Origin of the sequence: Salmonella sp. SJTUF15591, assembly GCF_043356435.1 — a bacterium.
Classification (GTDB): Bacteria; Pseudomonadota; Gammaproteobacteria; order Enterobacterales; family Enterobacteriaceae; genus Salmonella; species Salmonella enterica.
Map to the genome: position 1 here is coordinate 383,754 of NZ_JBEUJO010000002.1, position 17,584 is coordinate 401,337.

Here is a 17,584-nt window from a genome sequence, read left to right on the forward strand (position 1 = left end):
CCCGCTATTAAAATTTGATAACGCCTTTAACCAATTTTTTGTTTTCTACCACGTTCTTCTGGTACTGGTTGCCGAACGTATAGAAATCGAATTCCTGGTTTTTCATCATTGTTTCGCTAATAGCGCCCTGAGCCATGAGCTCAATGACACATTCGAAGTCTTCCCGCGTCGCGTTACGGCTGCTCAATAGCGTGGTCTCTTTTTTATGGAAGGTCGGATCGTCAATGACGAGCTCGCCGATATACAGCCCGATGAAGACGATTTTTCCACCGTGACGAATCAGATCGACAGAGCGGCTCATGGAGGATTTATTGCCGGTGGCATCAAGCACAGTGCCGGCTAATTCACCGGAGAAACAGGCTTTCAGCGCATCAATATAGTCGTCTGACGACGGATCGAGCGTTGCAACGCCTACCTTTTCGGCTACCAGACGACGGCGTTCGGCGTCAATATCAGCTACCGCGACGCGAGCGCCTTTGGCTTTTGCTATCGCGGCGGCGGCCAGCCCAATCGGCCCGGCACCGACCACCACAATGTTTTGCTGCGGCTTCACGTCAGCGCGGCGTACTGCGTGGGCGCTGATGGCGAAACACTCAACCAGCGCGCCCGCGCTGTCGGTGAGGTTATCCGACAGTTCAACCAGATTTTGTTCACGAACGGCCAGATATTCGCTAAAGCCGCCGTCCTGGTGAACGCCATACAGCGAGACGTTCTCACAGCAGTTGGTTTTTCCTTCCCGGCAGGCTGCGCAAGCGCCGCAAGGAATACAGGGAATAACGCTATAGCGTTGGCCGACCTTCGCCGTGCTGCACGATTTACCCAACATTTCTGCCACGCCGCAAATTTCATGACCCAGCACGCGCGGATAGGCAAAAAAGGGCTGGCGGCCGGCAAACGCATGGATATCGGTGCCGCAAATACCAACCGCTTTAATTTTTAACAGTACTTCATCGTCTTTTAAATGAGGAATATCCCTTTCAATGTATTCGATATTTCCCGGATTATTACAGATAAGCGTTTTCATACTTAACCCTTTGAAGATAAACGGTGAATGGTGGCCGTGACGCCATGTAATTCAATATGGTTAAAGGCCTGCTGAATGTCGTTTAAAAAGTCTGCGTTGTCGCCGGCCAGCGTTCCAAAGATGCTATTTATCTGCAGCAAAGACAGCGCTTGTTCCCATCGCGTGTTTTTATTTTTAATAGCCGCATTGAAGGTATCATTGAGCGGGTCGGCCACGCTCTGCCCCTGAGAGAGTGTATTAATGACGTAATGGAGCCAGCCCGCAATCAGCGTCGCCAACGCCCTGCCCTTAACGCCGCGCGCCTGGAGCGTCAGATAAGGATCGACGGCCCGCTGAGGCAGCTTCTGAGAACCGTCCATCGCAATCTGTCCGGTCTTATGTTTAATATTCGGGTTGCTGAATCGATCAATGAGCAACTGCGCATATTGATGTACATCTACCGCCAAATTCGGGCGCAGCGATTTTGCCTGCTCTTCCGTCATTAAATGATGTACGGCGGTTTTAAAAGCGTCGTCTTCCATGCACTGATAGATAAACTCATATCCAGCCAGGCTGCCGTTATAGGCGAGAAACGAATGGCTGCCATTCAGCATACGAAGTTTCATTTCTTCATAGGGAAGCACGTCCGAGACGAACATCGCCCCTGCTTTATCCCAGTCAGGACGACCGGCAACGAAATTATCTTCGATAACCCACTGACGGAAATCCTCGCATACGATGCCGCAGGGATCGGCAAAACCGATCTGGTCTTTAATCATGTCAAATTGCTCTGGCGTCATTGCCGGCACGATGCGATCGACCATGGTGCCAGGAAAGGTGACATGCTTCGCTATCCAGGCCGCCAGTTGCGGATCAAGATTATCGGCAAACGTAACGATCGCCGTTTTGGTCAAATGACCGTTTTCCGGAATGTTATCGCACGACAGTACACTAAACGGGGGAAGCCCTTGCTGGCGGCGTATCCGTAGCGCTTCGACGATCAGTCCGAGTGCTGACCGGGGATGTTCAGGATCGGCAAGATCGTGTTTGATGAGCGGATGGCTGAGATCGAGCGTTCTGGACCGTGGATCGGTGCAGTAACCTTTTTCCGTTATCGTCAACGAAACAATTTTTACCTGCGGCTCAGTCAGCTTCTCGATCGCCGCCTGAATACCTGACTTCGGCGTATGCAACGCGCCGGTGATGGTACGAACCAGGCGACTATTGATGGCGCTGGCTGACGTTTCCACCACTGAAAACAGCCCCTGTTGCGCATTTAGCGCATCCACCAGCTCCGCATCGCCGAACAGATTCAGTTCAAAAATCCCCCAGCGGTTGCCGGTTATCTCATTCGTGAGATCGTTATAAACAGCCTGATGACCACGGTGAAAGGCGCCAAATCCAATATGTACGATGTTGGCTTCCATTCCCTGACGTGAATAAGTCGTTTTGAATTGGTGCCTTGCGGCGTCTAACTGGCGAGCTATGGTGTCCATGAATTTTTCCAACTCCTGTTTTGTTTACCAATTCTGCTTAAACACCATACCAAAATCCATGAATATGATCACACTCATGGCACCACATTCTTTACCCTGGTATGATGAATAATAGCCAATGAATAAAAATAATTTGTTTATCAATTACTTACAAAAAACACTTCTCAGGATAAATTTTACGATTCACAAAAGCGTGATTTTGATTAGAAAAATCGGCCACGAATTGGCATACCTCCCATACAACCCGCAATCACTAAACCCCATGAAAAACAATACATTATTGAATAACACCCCGCTGCAAGCGTATATGTCACGCATGATTGGTTCAATAACCACCCGAAATACAGCAAACCAAACCTGATAATTTGTCTAGTGAATTAATGAACTCAATTTATTATCAGCATCAACGTTAACCTAAGAACATCAGTTACGGTTTTGATCATCCGGGTCGCTGCTAAAGCGATGAGGAGTAAGCCGCCTTTAGACGTAATTGGCAAATTAATCCATTGATTGAACACAGGAAAAAATTGATGAAGACGCAGATTAGGTACGTTGAAACAAAGCTTTCAAAGCCCCTCTGGCCGAGGTCTTAGTTGACGCGAAACATGGCATAATAGCCATTTCGAACTGGTAACCACGACGATTACGCTGGAAGACGGTTCAACTGGCACCGGATATTCCTATACCGGCGGAAAGGGAGGGTATGCAATTAAAGCGATGATCGACCACGATCTTGCCCCGGTACTGTCAGGGATAGATGGCGCTGCGATTGACGATATCTATGACTTTATGGAATAGCATATTCACTATGTGGGTTGCGGAGGCATCGCGTCGTTTGCGATGTCTGCGATGTCTGCGGTGGATATCGCCCTTTGGGATTTGAAAGGCAAACGTGAAAAACTGCCGCTGTGGAAAATGGCTGGTTGAAGGCGGCGCGTCTGTCGACGAATGGCGGTCGTTTGGTATGCTCGCTCGGTATGCAGGAATTACACGTCAGACTGGTTTCCGCATTCGAGACTGGCTGACTGGAGGTTCACAGTTTCTCGATCGATCAATATACCAAACATCCGCTGGTGGTCGACAATTATCGCGCCGTGGCACCGGACACCTACGGCATTGGCGTAGAGTTTGACTGGGATAAGCTGAGAGTTTACGAAGCCTGATTCCCTCTCTCCGGGCTTGTTTTTGGCGGCAGGCCCGGTTAATCGCTGACAAAAATGTCATCCGCCTGAAAATAGCCGTCAGGTGGCGAAGAAAAAATCATCAAAATCTTCCAGTGAATCATCCTGTTGGAAGATTTTTACCAGCTCATTTTTACTGTTTTCAAGATGGGTCCACGAGGCCTGTCTGGCCTGCTCAGCATCGCGTTTTTGCAATGCAAGGAAGATACTACGGTGATCTTCCACCCATTTCATTCTTAACTCTTTCTTATGTAAATACTTATAGTTTAACTGCTTCCAGCGCGGATTTTCGGTCCTGACAGCCCGCCACAGCTCGGCAGATTGTTTCATTAATACACGATTTTGCGTGGATTCCGCGATGATATTGTGGAACTGGCGATCCAGTTCTTCAAATTTGTCGCTGTCGCCACCAATCTGCTTTTCCTGCTGCTCAATAATACGTTTAAGCTGCTTAAGTTCATTAAATCTTATTTGCGTAGCGGCAAAACCGGTGATGTTGCTTTCGATGACCTGCCGGGCCTGTAGCAATTCAAAGGGGCCAATGTCTGAGTAAGGCAAGAGCGCTTTTTGATTGATTTTCTCCAGACTATCAATAAAGTAAGTGCCTGCGCCTTGCTTAACCTCTACCACTCCCTTCAGCTCAAGCATAATAATCGCCTCACGAATCGTCGTGCGGCTGGTTTGAAAACGCTCGCTGAGTTCTCTCTCCGCCGGAAGTCGCTCGCCAGCTTTAAATACCCCTGAATAGAGTAGTTCTTCTATTTGCAGCCCTATATCAAAATAGCGCCGCTTGGTTAAAATTTGTTCCATGCACATACCTATGTAGACAGCAATTGCTCCACTTGAGGGTAGTGTAAACAAATCCTAATGTTTATGGTAAACAATTTCCCTGCCAGAGAGTGGTCGTTTCTTTCCCGCAACCTACGGCTATGCGCGTCACACAGTCCTTCCCCACCAGACTCGGCAGGAAAGGCGCTGATTCCCATAACGCATATTTGACGTTTGATGCCGGGTTTATTTGCGGCAGGGCGGCGGCGCATACCCGTTGTTGTCCGCCGGGAAAGCCTGCGAGGAACAAGGCGGTAGCGTATTTGTTGCTTTACCCTGCAATGCAAAAGCGGCAAAGCCAATGACGCCGATGTTGCGTACGTCGCCCTGCGCGGAGTGGGCCGCATAAGCGTCAGCTACGTCGGCGAACTGGAATGCCGCCTCAGTGTGTTTATCTTTGCGAAACCCTTTAATCGCCAGTGAATCGCCGGCGTTAACAATATAGCCATGATGATTCAGCGAGCCAGCTTTTCCGTTCAACACGTCCAGGCCATCAACCGTTGCGACGATTTCGTAATTGGTATCATGACTGTAATTACGAATATATAACTGATAGTTCATCCCTGATCTTGCAGGAATACTATATTGCCATTGTCCCATTGATGCGTTGTAGCGACGAGTAATTGGAATCGAATTAAAATTAGCGTCGCGCACAGCATATTCAAGATCGCTGATACGTATACTATAAACTTTATCGTAACCTGACGGATATTGAGTGGAGTAATTTATTATCACCATTTCGGCAGGTTCTCGATCGGCACGTTCTACCGAAACGCTTTGTACCGATGAATGCACGTCGCCGCCCCAGGCAGTGCCGACGTCGGATGAAGAGACATTATTAGATTGCATTCCGCTGGAACAGCCGCCTAACAGCAAAAACAAGCCAACAATGACGGCATTAAATTTAAATTTGCTCATACTCACACCCCTTTTTAATTATTAGGGTGATTGTAGGCCCATAAAATCACATAGAGAAGCGGCACCGCTGATAATTAAGAATTTATAAAATATAAAAGGGTCGACTTAAATAATTAAATCGACCCACAAGCGGAATACTCTTAATTACTCATCTTCAAGATAAGTATAACCGTACAGTCCCGCTTCAAATTCCTCAAGGAACTGCTGCTGCAACGCATCGTCCAGATCCGTCTGTTTTACCTGGTCGCGGAAATGCGTTAACAGCGTTTTTGGATCCAGTTGCACATATTGCAGCATATCCGCAACGGTATCGCCTTCGTCCGACAGCTCAACCTCGACGCTACCATCCGGGAAGACAAACACGTCAACCGCTTCAGTATCGCCAAACAGGTTGTGCATGTTACCGAGGATCTCCTGATAGGCGCCGACCATAAAGAAGCCGAGCATCGGCGGATTCTCTGGATCGTATTCCGGCATCGGCATCGTCGTGGCGATACCGTCGCCATCGATATAGTGGTCGATAGCGCCATCGGAATCACAGGTTATATCCAGCAGCACGGCACGACGTTCCGGTACCTGATCTAACCCTTCCAGCGGCAGTACCGGGAAGAGCTGATCGATTCCCCACGCGTCCGGCATTGACTGGAACAGCGAGAAGTTGACGTACATTTTGTCAGCCATCCGCTCTTGCAGTTCGTCGATAATCGGACGATGCGCACGGTTTTGCGGGTCCAGTTGCTTCTGCACTTCATGGCACATGCTGAGATAAAGTTGCTCCGCCCAGGCGCGCTCCTGCAAACTAAACGCGCCGGAAGAGTAGCCGATATGAATATCGTGCAGATCCATTTGGCTATCATGCAGCCATTCACGCAGCGAGCGGCGGGTGCCAGGCTTATGCATCTCCTGCCAGGTTTCCCACAGATTTTGCAGCGCGCGCGGCGCATCTTCAGCAGGGGCTGTCGGATCCGTGTATTCGTTACGCTCCACGCCGATAATGTTAGAGACCAGTACCGTATGGTGCGCAGTGACGGCGCGGCCAGACTCGGTAATCACCGTCGGATGCGGTAAACCATGCTCTTCGCAGGCATCGCCAATCGCCCAGATGATGTTATTGGCATATTCGTTCAGGCCATAGTTCACCGAACAGTCGGACTGCGAACGGGTACCTTCATAATCCACGCCCAGACCGCCGCCCACGTCGAAGCACTGGATATTAACGCCCAGCTTATGCAGCTCAACATAGAAACGCGCGGACTCGCGCACGCCGGTCGCGATATCGCGAATGTTCGCCATCTGCGATCCCAGGTGGAAGTGCAACAGTTGCAGACTGTCCAGACGCCCGGCGTCACGCAGGGTCTCCACCAGTTGCAGCACCTGCGTCGCCGCCAGGCCGAATTTTGATTTTTCGCCGCCGGAGGATTGCCACTTACCGGACCCCTGAGAGGCCAGACGCGCACGCACGCCCAGACGAGGAACCACGTTCAGGCGCTCAGCTTCTTCCAGCACAATCGCGATTTCAGACATCTTTTCGATGACCAGATAAACCTTATGGCCCATCTTCTCGCCAATCAACGCCAGCCGAATGTATTCACGGTCTTTATAACCATTACAGACGATCACGCTACGGGTCATGCCGGCATGCGCCAGCACCGCCATCAATTCCGCTTTTGACCCCGCTTCCAGCCCCAACGGTTCACCGGAATGGATAAGGGACTCGATCACGCGGCGATGCTGATTGACCTTAATCGGATAAACGAGGAAGTAGTCGCCGTTATAACCGTAAGATTCACGCGCACGCTTAAACGCCGCGTTAATTGAACGCAAACGGTGTTGCAGGATCTGCGGGAAGCAGAACAGCGCCGGCAGACGCTGACCTTGCGCTTCGCGCGCTTTCACCAGTTTGGCAAGATCGACACGCGCTTCCGGTACGTCGGGATCGGGGCATACGCTAATATGGCCCAGCTCGTTGACGTCGTAGTAGTTATTGCCCCACCAGGCAATATTGTAAGTGCGCAGCATCTTGCTGGCTTCCTGGGAGCTCATTGCAACCTCCTGCATGGAGCGTAGTACACCCTGTTCGCCTGCTGACGAAGGCGAACCCATAGACATGTCGTCAGACATAGCGAACCTCAATTTTTATTAGCAAGTGTAAAACAGTTGACTACTATCGCAATCCGAAGACGCGATAACAACCCATAGACAAGCGGATTTTCCAGCAGATAGCGCTGATGCTCCGCCTGCGCGACCGGTTTCTTTTTCATATCATTGTAAACACGTAACCGAACTCACAGATAACGGTTCGGCGAAACCACGAGAAAACTCTTGCGTTAACAAGAGCGCCCTTGTTCAGTCTTCAGCGCCATTGCCGGCTCTGGAATCCTGAGAAGCGCCGAGATGGGTATAACATCGGCAGGTATGCAAAGCAGAGATGCAGATTGCGGGGGACATGCGCGCACCAGAACGATGCGACAGATTCAGCAGAATACAACGGTTCATTATCTCGTATCACCTCCACGGCCGCCTCGTAAGACGAACCCACAAGCCAAAGCAACGTTTTAACCCGGCTGGAAGTGGCGACACGAAGAAAACGTCGTGTGCTTTTGTATGAGCCGCGCGTCGCGTTTTATACCCAGAACGCAGAAAAAAAGCAAAGCATAAATGCGCATAATGTCAGCATTATCAGAAACGTTTATCGCCTGATTTTGACCGACATTGCGACGGCCTTCAAAAAAAGCTGGAAATTGGGCGAAGAAGTGACCTAAAATAGCCGTCCAGATGTTAATCCATCCATACTGATTAACACTCAGACTGCCAGTGTCAGTAACCTTCAGACTCATGGTAGAATCTTCTGTCATGACTATTCCGCACAACAGTTTGAGCTAACTAAATTCTCCTTAGGTGAAATTAAATATGGCAAAACACCTTTTTACGTCTGAGTCCGTATCAGAAGGGCATCCTGACAAAATCGCAGACCAAATCTCTGATGCCGTGTTGGACGCTATCCTGCAACAGGATCCGAAAGCACGCGTCGCCTGTGAAACCTACGTTAAAACCGGCATGGTTTTAGTTGGCGGTGAGATCACCACCAGCGCCTGGGTCGATATCGAAGAGATTACCCGTAATACGGTGCGCGAAATTGGCTATGTGCATTCCGACATGGGCTTTGACGCCAACTCTTGCGCGGTACTGAGCGCAATTGGCAAACAGTCTCCGGATATCAACCAGGGCGTTGACCGCGCAGACCCGCTGGAACAAGGCGCGGGCGACCAGGGCCTGATGTTTGGCTACGCGACAAATGAAACCGACGTACTGATGCCTGCGCCAATCACCTACGCGCACCGTCTGGTACAGCGTCAGGCTGAAGTGCGTAAAAATGGCACCCTGCCATGGTTGCGTCCGGATGCAAAAAGCCAGGTCACTTTCCAGTATGACGACGGCAAAATCGTCGGTATCGACGCCGTGGTTCTCTCTACGCAGCACGCAGAAGATATCGACCAAAAATCGCTGCAAGAAGCGGTGATGGAAGAGATCATCAAACCCATTCTGCCGTCTGAATGGTTAAATACGTCCACTAAGTTTTTTATCAACCCAACCGGGCGTTTTGTTATCGGCGGCCCGATGGGCGATTGTGGTCTGACCGGTCGTAAGATCATCGTTGATACCTACGGCGGTATGGCGCGTCACGGCGGCGGCGCCTTCTCCGGTAAAGATCCGTCTAAAGTTGACCGTTCTGCAGCTTACGCTGCGCGTTATGTCGCGAAAAACATCGTGGCGGCAGGTCTGGCGGATCGCTGTGAAATCCAGGTCTCCTACGCTATCGGCGTAGCGGAGCCGACGTCCATCATGGTGGAAACGTTCGGTACTGAAAAAGTGTCTGCTGAACAGTTGATTCTGCTGGTGCGCGAATTCTTCGACCTGCGCCCGTACGGCTTGATTCAGATGCTGGATCTGCTGCACCCGATCTACAAAGAAACTGCGGCTTACGGCCACTTCGGTCGCGAAAACTTCCCATGGGAAAAAACCGACAAAGCGCAACTGCTGCGCGATGCTGCCGGTCTGAAATAATCGCCCGCGCCTGACGCTGTTTTTCAGTCAGGTAAACCATACCGTACTTATCAAGGCCAGCGCCCTGCTGGCCTTTATCATTGCTGATACACGCAACGTTATCAGATATTCCAGCGTGAATTTATACTGACCTTTTTGTGATGCGCAGCACAATCCACTCTCCCCTTTCGTTTCTTCGACTACACTTTTTATCATTCAGTTGCAGTCATCATGAAAGCGGTTACATTCATTTTCATTAAGAACTGACCGCATCACTATCGGTATGCTAATTCTGCGATGAAAATATTACATAATTTTTCAACTTTGTCTGAATACCAGGCGATTGATATGGTTATAAGATTATTAAAACTATTATTTTTCAGATAATTAAATAATCACCGAGATAAATAGTAGTGTAAACGATTACACCATTGTGATTAGCCTCACATCTTTTTACGGCGTACTCACCTACTCTTAACATCGATAAAATTGCTAACCCAACCGGAGGGCATAATGCCTGACAATAAAAAACAAGGGCGTTCCAACAAGGCCATGACATTTTTTGTCTGCTTTCTTGCAGCCCTGGCAGGATTACTTTTTGGCCTGGATATCGGCGTTATCGCCGGTGCTTTACCCTTCATTACCGACGAGTTTCAGATTACCGCACACACTCAGGAATGGGTGGTCAGCTCCATGATGTTTGGCGCGGCCGTCGGCGCTGTCGGCAGCGGCTGGCTCTCCTTTAAGCTGGGTCGTAAAAAAAGCCTGATGATCGGCGCTATCCTGTTCGTCGCCGGTTCGCTGTTCTCCGCTGCGGCGCCTAACGTTGAAGTCCTGATTATTTCTCGCGTGCTGCTGGGTCTGGCCGTCGGCGTCGCTTCCTACACTGCACCGTTGTACCTGTCCGAGATCGCGCCGGAAAAAATTCGCGGCAGTATGATCTCAATGTACCAGCTCATGATCACCATCGGGATTCTGGGCGCTTATCTGTCCGACACCGCGTTCAGCTACAGCGGCGCATGGCGCTGGATGCTCGGCGTGATCATCATCCCGGCCATTCTGCTGCTGATAGGCGTCTTCTTCCTGCCGGACAGCCCGCGCTGGTTTGCGGCAAAACGCCGTTTCCATGATGCTGAACGCGTCCTGTTGCGCCTGCGTGACACCAGTGCGGAAGCAAAACGTGAGCTCGATGAAATTCGCGAAAGTTTGCAGGTTAAACAGAGCGGTTGGGCGCTGTTCAAAGAGAACAGCAACTTCCGCCGCGCCGTGTTTCTTGGCATTTTGTTGCAGGTCATGCAGCAATTTACCGGGATGAACGTCATCATGTATTACGCGCCGAAAATCTTCGAACTGGCGGGGTACACGAATACCACGGAGCAGATGTGGGGCACCGTTATTGTTGGTCTGACTAACGTGCTGGCAACCTTCATCGCTATCGGCCTGGTTGACCGCTGGGGCCGCAAGCCGACCCTGACGCTGGGCTTCCTGGTCATGGCGATTGGTATGGGGATTCTGGGTACGATGATGCACATCGGCATCCATTCGCCGTCTGCGCAATACTTCGCTATCGCTATGCTGCTGATGTTCATCATTGGATTTGCGATGAGCGCTGGTCCGCTGATTTGGGTACTGTGCTCCGAAATCCAACCGCTGAAAGGCCGCGATTTCGGCATCACCTGCTCCACCGCGACCAACTGGATCGCCAATATGATCGTCGGCGCAACGTTCCTGACCATGCTGAACAATCTGGGTAACGCCAACACCTTCTGGGTCTACGCTGGCCTGAACGTGCTGTTTATCCTGCTGACCCTGTGGCTGGTGCCGGAAACCAAACACGTTTCGCTGGAACACATTGAACGTAACCTGATGAAAGGTCGTAAACTGCGCGAAATCGGCGCCCACGACTAATCCCTCCACGCTTCCTCCTGCCACAGGAGGAAGCGTTTTTCTTGCAGTCCCTCTTCCGTCGCACTATTCTCTGCCGCTATGAAAACCCCTCGTCTCCCTATCGCTATCCAGCAGGCCGTGATGCGCCGTCTGCGGGAAAATCTCGCCCAGGCGAACCTCAAGCTCGATAGACATTATCCGGAGCCGAAACTGGTGTATACGCAACGCGGCACCTCGGCGGGCACCGCCTGGCTGGAGAGCTACGAAATCCGCCTCAACCCGGTGTTACTGCTGGAAAACATCGACACCTTTATAGCAGAGGTCGTGCCGCATGAACTGGCGCATCTGTTGGTGTGGAAGCACTTCGGACGCAAGGCTCCGCATGGCAAGGAGTGGAAGTGGATGATGGAAAGCGTGCTGGGCGTTCCGGCCAGACGTACTCATCAATTTGCGCTGCAATCCGTACGGCGCAATACCTTTCCCTACCATTGCCAATGCCAGCAACATCAACTCACCGTCCGCCGTCATAATCGGGTAGTACGCGGCGAAGCGGTTTATCGTTGCGTTCACTGCGGCGAACCACTGGTCGCCGGGTAGTTCCCGAAACGTCCGGGAACTTTCCTGAGCGGACTGATTGCATACAGACACAACTTTCGTTACGTTGCGGGCTCGTTTTGCTATGGAGTGTGCAATGTACCGTAATTTTTCTTTTGCCGCTGCGTTGCTGGCCGCAGCGTTTTCAGGCCAGGCCCTGGCCGATGGCATTAACAATTTTTCTCAGGCCAAAGCGGCGAGCGTCAAAGTCAATGCTGACGCGCCCGGCAGCTTTTACTGCGGGTGCCAAATCCGCTGGCAGGGTAAAAAAGGCGTCGTAGACCTGGAGTCCTGCGGCTATAAGGTGCGTAAAAACGAGAATCGCGCCAGACGCATTGAGTGGGAGCACGTTGTCCCCGCCTGGCAATTCGGTCATCAGCGCCAGTGCTGGCAGGACGGCGGGCGAAAAAACTGCGCTAAAGATCCGGTCTACCGCAAAATGGAAAGCGATATGCATAACCTGCAGCCCGCCATTGGCGAAGTGAATGGCGATCGCGGCAACTTTATGTATAGCCAGTGGAACGGCGGCGAAGGCCAGTACGGGCAGTGCGCCATGAAAGTGGATTTCAAAGCGAAGCTCGCCGAGCCGCCCGCCCGCGCCCGTGGCGCAATCGCCCGCACTTATTTTTATATGCGCGACCAATACCAACTGAAACTTTCCCGCCAACAAACGCAGCTTTTTAACGTCTGGGATAAGCAGTACCCCGTTACCGCCTGGGAGTGCGAGCGCGATGCGCGTATCGCGAAGGTCCAGGGTAATCATAATCCCTATGTGCAACGCGCTTGCCAGGCGCGAAAGAGCTAACCTACACTAGCGGGATTCTTGTTAACCCATGCCCTGGATAGCCAAACGCCGGGGCCATGACGCGGATTTTTTTATTATGCGTATTCCCCGCATTTATCACCCTGAATTGTTGACGTCCGGTACGCAGATTTCGTTATGCGAAGATGCGGCCAACCATATTGGTCGTGTACTGCGCATGGGACCGGGACAAGCGTTACAGCTGTTTGACGGCAGTAATCAGGTATTCGATGCTGAAATCATTAGCGCCAGTAAGAAAAGCGTTGAAGTGCAAGTGATGAAAGGCGAAATCGACGATCGTGAATCGCCGCTGCATATCCATCTGGGCCAGGTGATGTCGCGCGGTGAAAAAATGGAATTTACTATCCAGAAATCGATCGAACTGGGTGTAAGCCTCATTACGCCACTGTTCTCTGAGCGCTGCGGCGTTAAACTGGATAATGAACGTCTGAACAAAAAGCGCCAGCAGTGGCAAAAGATCGCCATCGCCGCCTGCGAACAATGCGGGCGTAACCGGGTGCCGGAAATTCGCCCGCCGATGGCGCTGGAAGCCTGGTGCGCCGAGCAAGATTCCGGGCTGAAGCTCAATCTTCATCCGCGCGCCCATGCCAGCATCAACACTCTGCCGCTGCCGGTTGAACGCGTCCGACTGCTGATCGGCCCGGAAGGCGGGCTGTCGGCGGACGAAATCGCGATGACCGCGCGCTATCAGTTTACTGATATTCTGTTAGGACCTCGCGTTCTGCGTACTGAGACAACCGCGCTCACCGCCATTACCGCGCTACAGGTGCGTTTTGGCGACTTAGGATGAAGCGTTAACGGAGAAAATAATGATCAAGCTCGGCATCGTGATGGACCCCATCGCACACATCAACATCAAGAAAGACACCAGTTTCGCTATGCTGCTGGAAGCCCAACGTCGTGGTTATGAACTTCATTATATGGAGATGGCCGACCTTTATCTGATTAACGGCGAAGCCCGCGCCCGCACGCGAACGTTGAGTGTGGAGCAAAATTACGATAAATGGTACGAGTTCGGCAGCGAGCAGGAGATTAAACTCGCCGATCTGGACGTCATTTTGATGCGTAAAGATCCGCCGTTTGATACCGAGTTTATTTATGCGACCTATATTCTGGAACGCGCTGAAGAAGAAGGGACGCTGATCGTCAACAAACCGCAAAGCCTGCGTGACTGTAATGAAAAACTGTATACTGCCTGGTTTGCCGACCTGACGCCGGAAACGCTGGTAACGCGCAATAAAGCGCAGCTCAAAGCGTTTTGGGAAAAGCACGGCGATATCATTATGAAACCGCTGGACGGTATGGGCGGCGCGTCCATTTTCCGCGTTAAGGAAGGCGATCCTAACATAGGCGTTATTGCCGAAACGCTGACCGAGCTGGGCAACCGCTACTGCATGGCGCAGAACTATTTGCCCGCTATCAAAGATGGCGATAAGCGCGTCCTGGTCGTCGACGGCGAGCCGGTGCCTTACTGCCTGGCGCGTATTCCGCAGGGCGGCGAAACCCGCGGCAACCTGGCGGCAGGTGGTCGCGGCGAACCCCGTCCGTTGAGCGAAAGCGACTGGGAAATCGCCCGCCGCGTTGGGCCGACGCTTAAAGCCAAAGGGCTTATTTTCGTCGGTCTGGATATTATCGGCGACCGCTTAACGGAAATTAACGTGACCAGCCCAACCTGCGTGCGTGAAATTGAAGCGGAATACCCGATCTCTATCACCGGGATGTTGATGGACGCCATCGAAGCGCGTCTGGCGAAGTAAACGTTTATAGCCCGGTGGCGTGCGCTTACCGGGCCTGAGCAATCACGCCGCCCCGGTCGGATAAGGCGGCGCATCAGCATCGCCATCCGGCAATCTATTGCCCGATAAGGCAGCCGTCCTTTGGCAAAAGACGGCTTATATGAGTGACAACCGTCCGCTTTCCCCACATACTGAACGCTGTCGTTTTTTTGAACCAGGAAACAGAACCTCTGACAATGAATTTACAGCATCACTTTCTTATTGCCATGCCTGCGCTCCAGGACCCGATTTTCCGCCGTTCCGTGGTGTATATTTGCGAGCACAACCAGGACGGCGCTATGGGGATTATTGTTAATAAGCCTTTGGAAAATCTGCAAATTGAAGGGATTCTGGAAAAACTAAAAATTACGCCGGAACCGCGCGATTCGTCAATTCGTCTTGATAAAGCCGTGATGCTCGGCGGCCCGCTGGCGGAAGATCGCGGATTTATTCTCCATACTCCGCCGTCACGTTTCGCCTCCAGCATTCGTATCTCAGACAATACCGTGATTACCACCTCCCGCGATGTGCTGGAAACGTTAGGTACCCAACAACAGCCTTCCGATGTACTGGTCGCGCTGGGCTACGCCTCCTGGGATAAAGGCCAGCTTGAACAAGAGTTACTTGATAACGCCTGGCTTACCGCGCCCGCCGATCTCAATATTTTGTTCAAAACGCCCATTGCCGAGCGCTGGCGCGAAGCGGCAAAACTTATTGGCATTGATATTCTGACCATGCCTGGCGTTGCGGGGCACGCCTGATGAGCGGCACCCTACTGGCCTTTGACTTCGGCACAAAAAGCATCGGCGTTGCAATAGGACAACGCATTACCGGCACCGCCCGTCCGCTTCCGGCAATCAAAGCACAGGACGGCACGCCCGACTGGACGCTCATTGAACGTTTGCTGAAAGAGTGGCAGCCGGACGAAATTATTGTCGGGCTACCGCTCAATATGGATGGCACTGAACAACCGCTGACGGCGCGCGCCCGTAAATTCGCCAACCGTATTCATGGGCGTTTCGGGGTAACTGTCACGCTGCACGATGAACGACTCAGCACCGTTGAAGCACGCTCCGGTCTGTTTGAACGAGGTGGGTATCGCGCGCTGAACAAAGGCAAAGTGGACTCGGCCTCCGCCGTGATTATCCTCGAAAGCTATTTTGAACAGGGGTATTAAAGCCGTTTTTGTCAGCAGGCGGATAACGCGGTCACGGTTGCCAGGCTTACTGGGCAATAAGCTGGTTTAATGCCTTCAACGCCTGTAAACGCGCAGCCGCCTCCGCCTCATCAATCCGCCACATTCCCGCAAAGGCCAGCGCTGCGGCGTGCTTGTCTAGCGGTTGCGCCATAGAAACTTCACCATCAGCGTGATGCCACAGCACGTATCCCCGCTGGCGCTGCTGCGCCACATGCGGCGCCAGATTACGCCACTGCTCCGGAGTAAAACGCTGCATTAGCGCCTCATCGCTTTCTGCCGCCAGTAACGCCACTCCTGTTACCGACTGCCAGGCCGGGCACATGCGAAACCCCGCCAGCGCCTGACTTCCCTGCGAACCCGGCGTAGAGTGATAAATATAGATAATCTGGTCTTCCCATAGCACGCCTAATGCCACCACGATGTCTTTGGGCGCATGGCGTTCAAGGATAGGCAACGCATGGGAGAACAGCGCTGAACCACGAATCGCCTGCGCTGCCAAAGCATGAATGCCTGGCCCGGGTAAATAGCGTCGGTGCTCATCCTGCATCGTGAGTCCAATAGAGGCCATCGTCATTAACAGGCGATTAACGCGCGTGGTATTAATATCCATCAGCCGGGCAAGCTCGCGACATCCGATAGCACGGTCGCTGGAAACCAGATATTGCAGACAGCGAATGCCATCTATCAGGCTTTGATTCGGTTGTGATGACATCGTTAAATGGCTTCGCTGTGGTTTTAACAAAGCTGCGATTTTAACGCCGGTTCGCCAGGATACAAGCCTGTATACCGTTCAATCCACCGCGCCAGTCAACACTTTCCTCCCCCCCTACGCCGCCATCTTCGCTACAGCCGTCCCTGCGCCTGACGCCATTGCGCGCTCTGGGCGAATGTCATCATCCCCTGCTGCTGCCCGGTTTGTATCACGTGGGCCAACTGATGGAGTTTGCCTTCACGGATCAAATTCCCTGTGGCTGGCGTATTAATCAGTAATTCAAACAACGCCACGCGCCCATCCTGTCTGTCGACCTCCAGTTTTTGTGATAGTACGGCGCGCAGACTACCCGCCAGTTGACTGCGTATCGGTTCTTTTTCCTGCGCCGGAAAACTATCCACTAATCTTTCCACCGCCTGCGCCGCACCGCGAGTATGCAGGGTTGCCAGTACCAGATGCCCCGTTTCCGCCGCCGTCAGCGCCAGGCGAATGGTCTCGCTGTCACGCAGCTCTCCCAGTAAAATGACATCGGGATCTTCACGTAACGCCGCGCGCAGCCCGGCGGCAAAAGTGGCGCAATGCTGGCCGATTTCCCGCTGCTGTATCAGGCAACGCTTGCTGGTGTAACGGTATTCAATAGGATCTTCCAGCGTCAGGATATGTTTATCGGCATGTTGATTAAGATATCCCACCATCGCCGCCAGCGTGGTGGACTTCCCGCAGCCAGTAGCGCCAGTGACCAGAATCAGTCCGTTCTCGCTGGCAAGCAGTGCGGGTACTATCGGCGGCGTCTGGATTTCCGCCAGATCAGGACAACGCTCGGGCAATAGCCGTAGCGCCAGCGACGTTCCCTGTTGATGTGTGAACGCACTGGCGCGCAGGCGCCGCGTGCCAGACAGCGAGACGGCGAAATCAAGCTGGCCGTGCGTTCGCCACTGATATTGTTGCGCATCATTAAGCCAATCAAGCAGAAGCCTGTCGACATCAGGCGCGGTAAAAGGCGCGTTCTCCATGCGTCCTTGTTTGCGCCATCGCGCAGGCCAGGCGTTACACAGGTGTAGATCCGAGACGTTATGCTTTACACTAAGCGTCACAATTTCTTCCATATTCATATAAACATCCTCG

General features: G+C 52.2%; 18 protein-coding genes and 1 pseudogene. 9 read left to right on the forward strand and 10 right to left on the reverse strand.

Features of this window, described 5'->3' with window-relative positions:
• Positions 1–7: 7 nt before the first annotated feature.
• Together ABVM99_RS06025 and ABVM99_RS06030 are read right to left on the reverse strand one after the other, a co-directional pair.
• Positions 8–1,024: a zinc-binding alcohol dehydrogenase family protein gene (locus ABVM99_RS06025; protein ID WP_023195152.1), complete on the reverse strand. Its 1,017-nt coding sequence runs from the start codon at positions 1,022–1,024 to the stop codon at positions 8–10.
• 2 nt (positions 1,025–1,026) lie between these two features.
• On the reverse strand, positions 1,027–2,499 hold the full coding sequence (locus ABVM99_RS06030) for a mannitol dehydrogenase family protein (protein ID WP_000379523.1): 1,473 nt from the start codon (positions 2,497–2,499) through the stop codon (positions 1,027–1,029).
• Between the two features lie 648 nt (positions 2,500–3,147).
• On the opposite strand from ABVM99_RS06030, the pseudogene ABVM99_RS06035 reads away from it, so the two are divergent.
• Positions 3,148–3,426, forward strand: a pseudogene (locus ABVM99_RS06035) (hypothetical protein).
• A 314-nt stretch (positions 3,427–3,740) separates the two neighbouring features.
• Here ABVM99_RS06035 and ABVM99_RS06040 read toward each other — a convergent pair.
• The 6 genes from ABVM99_RS06040 to ABVM99_RS06065 all read right to left on the reverse strand — a co-directional run bounded on the left by ABVM99_RS06040 (position 3,741) and on the right by ABVM99_RS06065 (position 8,281).
• Positions 3,741–4,541, reverse strand: a complete 801-nt coding sequence (locus ABVM99_RS06040) for a FadR/GntR family transcriptional regulator (RefSeq protein WP_001576357.1) — start codon at positions 4,539–4,541, stop codon at positions 3,741–3,743.
• A 153-nt stretch (positions 4,542–4,694) separates the two neighbouring features.
• Positions 4,695–5,426: a hypothetical protein gene (locus tag ABVM99_RS06045; RefSeq protein WP_023195151.1), complete on the reverse strand. Its 732-nt coding sequence runs from the start codon at positions 5,424–5,426 to the stop codon at positions 4,695–4,697.
• A gap of 144 nt (positions 5,427–5,570) precedes the next feature.
• Positions 5,571–7,547 carry a biosynthetic arginine decarboxylase gene (gene speA / locus ABVM99_RS06050; RefSeq protein WP_001278580.1) on the reverse strand — a complete coding sequence of 659 codons (1,977 nt, stop codon included), beginning with the start codon at positions 7,545–7,547 and terminating at the stop codon, positions 5,571–5,573.
• A gap of 8 nt (positions 7,548–7,555) precedes the next feature.
• Positions 7,556–7,687 (reverse strand): acid stress response protein YqgB, encoded by a 132-nt coding sequence (yqgB, locus tag ABVM99_RS06055; RefSeq protein WP_000729109.1) that lies wholly within the window; start codon positions 7,685–7,687, stop codon positions 7,556–7,558.
• A gap of 85 nt (positions 7,688–7,772) precedes the next feature.
• Positions 7,773–7,922, reverse strand: a complete 150-nt coding sequence (locus tag ABVM99_RS06060) for a hypothetical protein (protein WP_001751809.1) — start codon at positions 7,920–7,922, stop codon at positions 7,773–7,775.
• 59 nt (positions 7,923–7,981) lie between these two features.
• Positions 7,982–8,281, reverse strand: coding sequence for a hypothetical protein (locus ABVM99_RS06065; protein WP_023196414.1), 300 nt, complete (start codon positions 8,279–8,281; stop codon positions 7,982–7,984).
• Between the two features lie 55 nt (positions 8,282–8,336).
• On the opposite strand from ABVM99_RS06065, the gene metK reads away from it, so the two are divergent.
• The 8 genes from metK (at position 8,337) to ruvX (ending at position 15,726) form a co-directional block, all read left to right on the forward strand.
• The gene (gene metK, locus ABVM99_RS06070) at positions 8,337–9,491 is read left to right on the forward strand and encodes a methionine adenosyltransferase (protein ID WP_023195149.1); all 1,155 of its coding nucleotides are present in this window, start codon (positions 8,337–8,339) and stop codon (positions 9,489–9,491) included.
• Between the two features lie 492 nt (positions 9,492–9,983).
• A complete protein-coding gene (gene galP / locus ABVM99_RS06075) occupies positions 9,984–11,378 on the forward strand; it encodes a galactose/proton symporter (RefSeq protein WP_001113171.1) in 1,395 nt (464 codons plus the stop codon).
• A gap of 78 nt (positions 11,379–11,456) precedes the next feature.
• Positions 11,457–11,954: a SprT family zinc-dependent metalloprotease gene (locus ABVM99_RS06080; RefSeq protein ID WP_000856775.1), complete on the forward strand. Its 498-nt coding sequence runs from the start codon at positions 11,457–11,459 to the stop codon at positions 11,952–11,954.
• A gap of 94 nt (positions 11,955–12,048) precedes the next feature.
• Positions 12,049–12,756 (forward strand): deoxyribonuclease I, encoded by a 708-nt coding sequence (gene endA, locus ABVM99_RS06085; RefSeq protein WP_000286124.1) that lies wholly within the window; start codon positions 12,049–12,051, stop codon positions 12,754–12,756.
• Between the two features lie 76 nt (positions 12,757–12,832).
• Positions 12,833–13,564, forward strand: coding sequence for a 16S rRNA (uracil(1498)-N(3))-methyltransferase (gene rsmE, locus ABVM99_RS06090; RefSeq protein WP_001222488.1), 732 nt, complete (start codon positions 12,833–12,835; stop codon positions 13,562–13,564).
• A gap of 19 nt (positions 13,565–13,583) precedes the next feature.
• Positions 13,584–14,531, forward strand: coding sequence for a glutathione synthase (gene gshB, locus ABVM99_RS06095; RefSeq protein WP_000593248.1), 948 nt, complete (start codon positions 13,584–13,586; stop codon positions 14,529–14,531).
• A 215-nt stretch (positions 14,532–14,746) separates the two neighbouring features.
• Positions 14,747–15,310 carry a YqgE/AlgH family protein gene (locus ABVM99_RS06100; protein WP_001053173.1) on the forward strand — a complete coding sequence of 188 codons (564 nt, stop codon included), beginning with the start codon at positions 14,747–14,749 and terminating at the stop codon, positions 15,308–15,310.
• Entirely contained in the window at positions 15,310–15,726 is a 417-nt protein-coding gene (ruvX, locus tag ABVM99_RS06105; RefSeq protein WP_000017096.1) for a Holliday junction resolvase RuvX, read from the forward strand. The genes ABVM99_RS06100 and ruvX overlap by 1 nt, the downstream gene beginning before the upstream one ends.
• A 46-nt stretch (positions 15,727–15,772) precedes the next feature.
• Here the strand turns inward: ruvX and ABVM99_RS06110 are convergent, their stop codons facing one another.
• Together ABVM99_RS06110 and ABVM99_RS06115 are read right to left on the reverse strand one after the other, a co-directional pair.
• Positions 15,773–16,459 carry an IclR family transcriptional regulator gene (locus ABVM99_RS06110; protein ID WP_000098324.1) on the reverse strand — a complete coding sequence of 229 codons (687 nt, stop codon included), beginning with the start codon at positions 16,457–16,459 and terminating at the stop codon, positions 15,773–15,775.
• A gap of 131 nt (positions 16,460–16,590) precedes the next feature.
• Entirely contained in the window at positions 16,591–17,571 is a 981-nt protein-coding gene (locus ABVM99_RS06115; RefSeq protein WP_001055645.1) for a type IV pilus twitching motility protein PilT, read from the reverse strand.
• Positions 17,572–17,584 lie beyond the last annotated feature (13 nt).

Bases quoted from the DNA above. Each gene is read 5' to 3' on its own strand.
- ABVM99_RS06025 (WP_023195152.1), bottom strand. From the start codon at position 1,024: ATGAAAACGCTTATCTGTAATAATCCGGGAAATATCGAATACATTGAA.
- ABVM99_RS06030 (WP_000379523.1), bottom strand. From the start codon at position 2,499: ATGGACACCATAGCTCGCCAGTTAGACGCCGCAAGGCACCAATTCAAA.
- ABVM99_RS06045 (WP_023195151.1), bottom strand. From the start codon at position 5,426: ATGAGCAAATTTAAATTTAATGCCGTCATTGTTGGCTTGTTTTTGCTG.
- speA (WP_001278580.1), bottom strand. From the start codon at position 7,547: ATGTCTGACGACATGTCTATGGGTTCGCCTTCGTCAGCAGGCGAACAG.
- yqgB (WP_000729109.1), bottom strand. From the start codon at position 7,687: ATGAAAAAGAAACCGGTCGCGCAGGCGGAGCATCAGCGCTATCTGCTG.
- ABVM99_RS06060 (WP_001751809.1), bottom strand. From the start codon at position 7,922: ATGAACCGTTGTATTCTGCTGAATCTGTCGCATCGTTCTGGTGCGCGC.
- ABVM99_RS06065 (WP_023196414.1), bottom strand. From the start codon at position 8,281: ATGACAGAAGATTCTACCATGAGTCTGAAGGTTACTGACACTGGCAGT.
- metK (WP_023195149.1), top strand. From the start codon at position 8,337: ATGGCAAAACACCTTTTTACGTCTGAGTCCGTATCAGAAGGGCATCCT.
- galP (WP_001113171.1), top strand. From the start codon at position 9,984: ATGCCTGACAATAAAAAACAAGGGCGTTCCAACAAGGCCATGACATTT.
- ABVM99_RS06080 (WP_000856775.1), top strand. From the start codon at position 11,457: ATGAAAACCCCTCGTCTCCCTATCGCTATCCAGCAGGCCGTGATGCGC.
- endA (WP_000286124.1), top strand. From the start codon at position 12,049: ATGTACCGTAATTTTTCTTTTGCCGCTGCGTTGCTGGCCGCAGCGTTT.
- rsmE (WP_001222488.1), top strand. From the start codon at position 12,833: ATGCGTATTCCCCGCATTTATCACCCTGAATTGTTGACGTCCGGTACG.
- gshB (WP_000593248.1), top strand. From the start codon at position 13,584: ATGATCAAGCTCGGCATCGTGATGGACCCCATCGCACACATCAACATC.
- ABVM99_RS06100 (WP_001053173.1), top strand. From the start codon at position 14,747: ATGAATTTACAGCATCACTTTCTTATTGCCATGCCTGCGCTCCAGGAC.
- ruvX (WP_000017096.1), top strand. From the start codon at position 15,310: ATGAGCGGCACCCTACTGGCCTTTGACTTCGGCACAAAAAGCATCGGC.
- ABVM99_RS06110 (WP_000098324.1), bottom strand. From the start codon at position 16,459: ATGTCATCACAACCGAATCAAAGCCTGATAGATGGCATTCGCTGTCTG.
- ABVM99_RS06115 (WP_001055645.1), bottom strand. From the start codon at position 17,571: ATGAATATGGAAGAAATTGTGACGCTTAGTGTAAAGCATAACGTCTCG.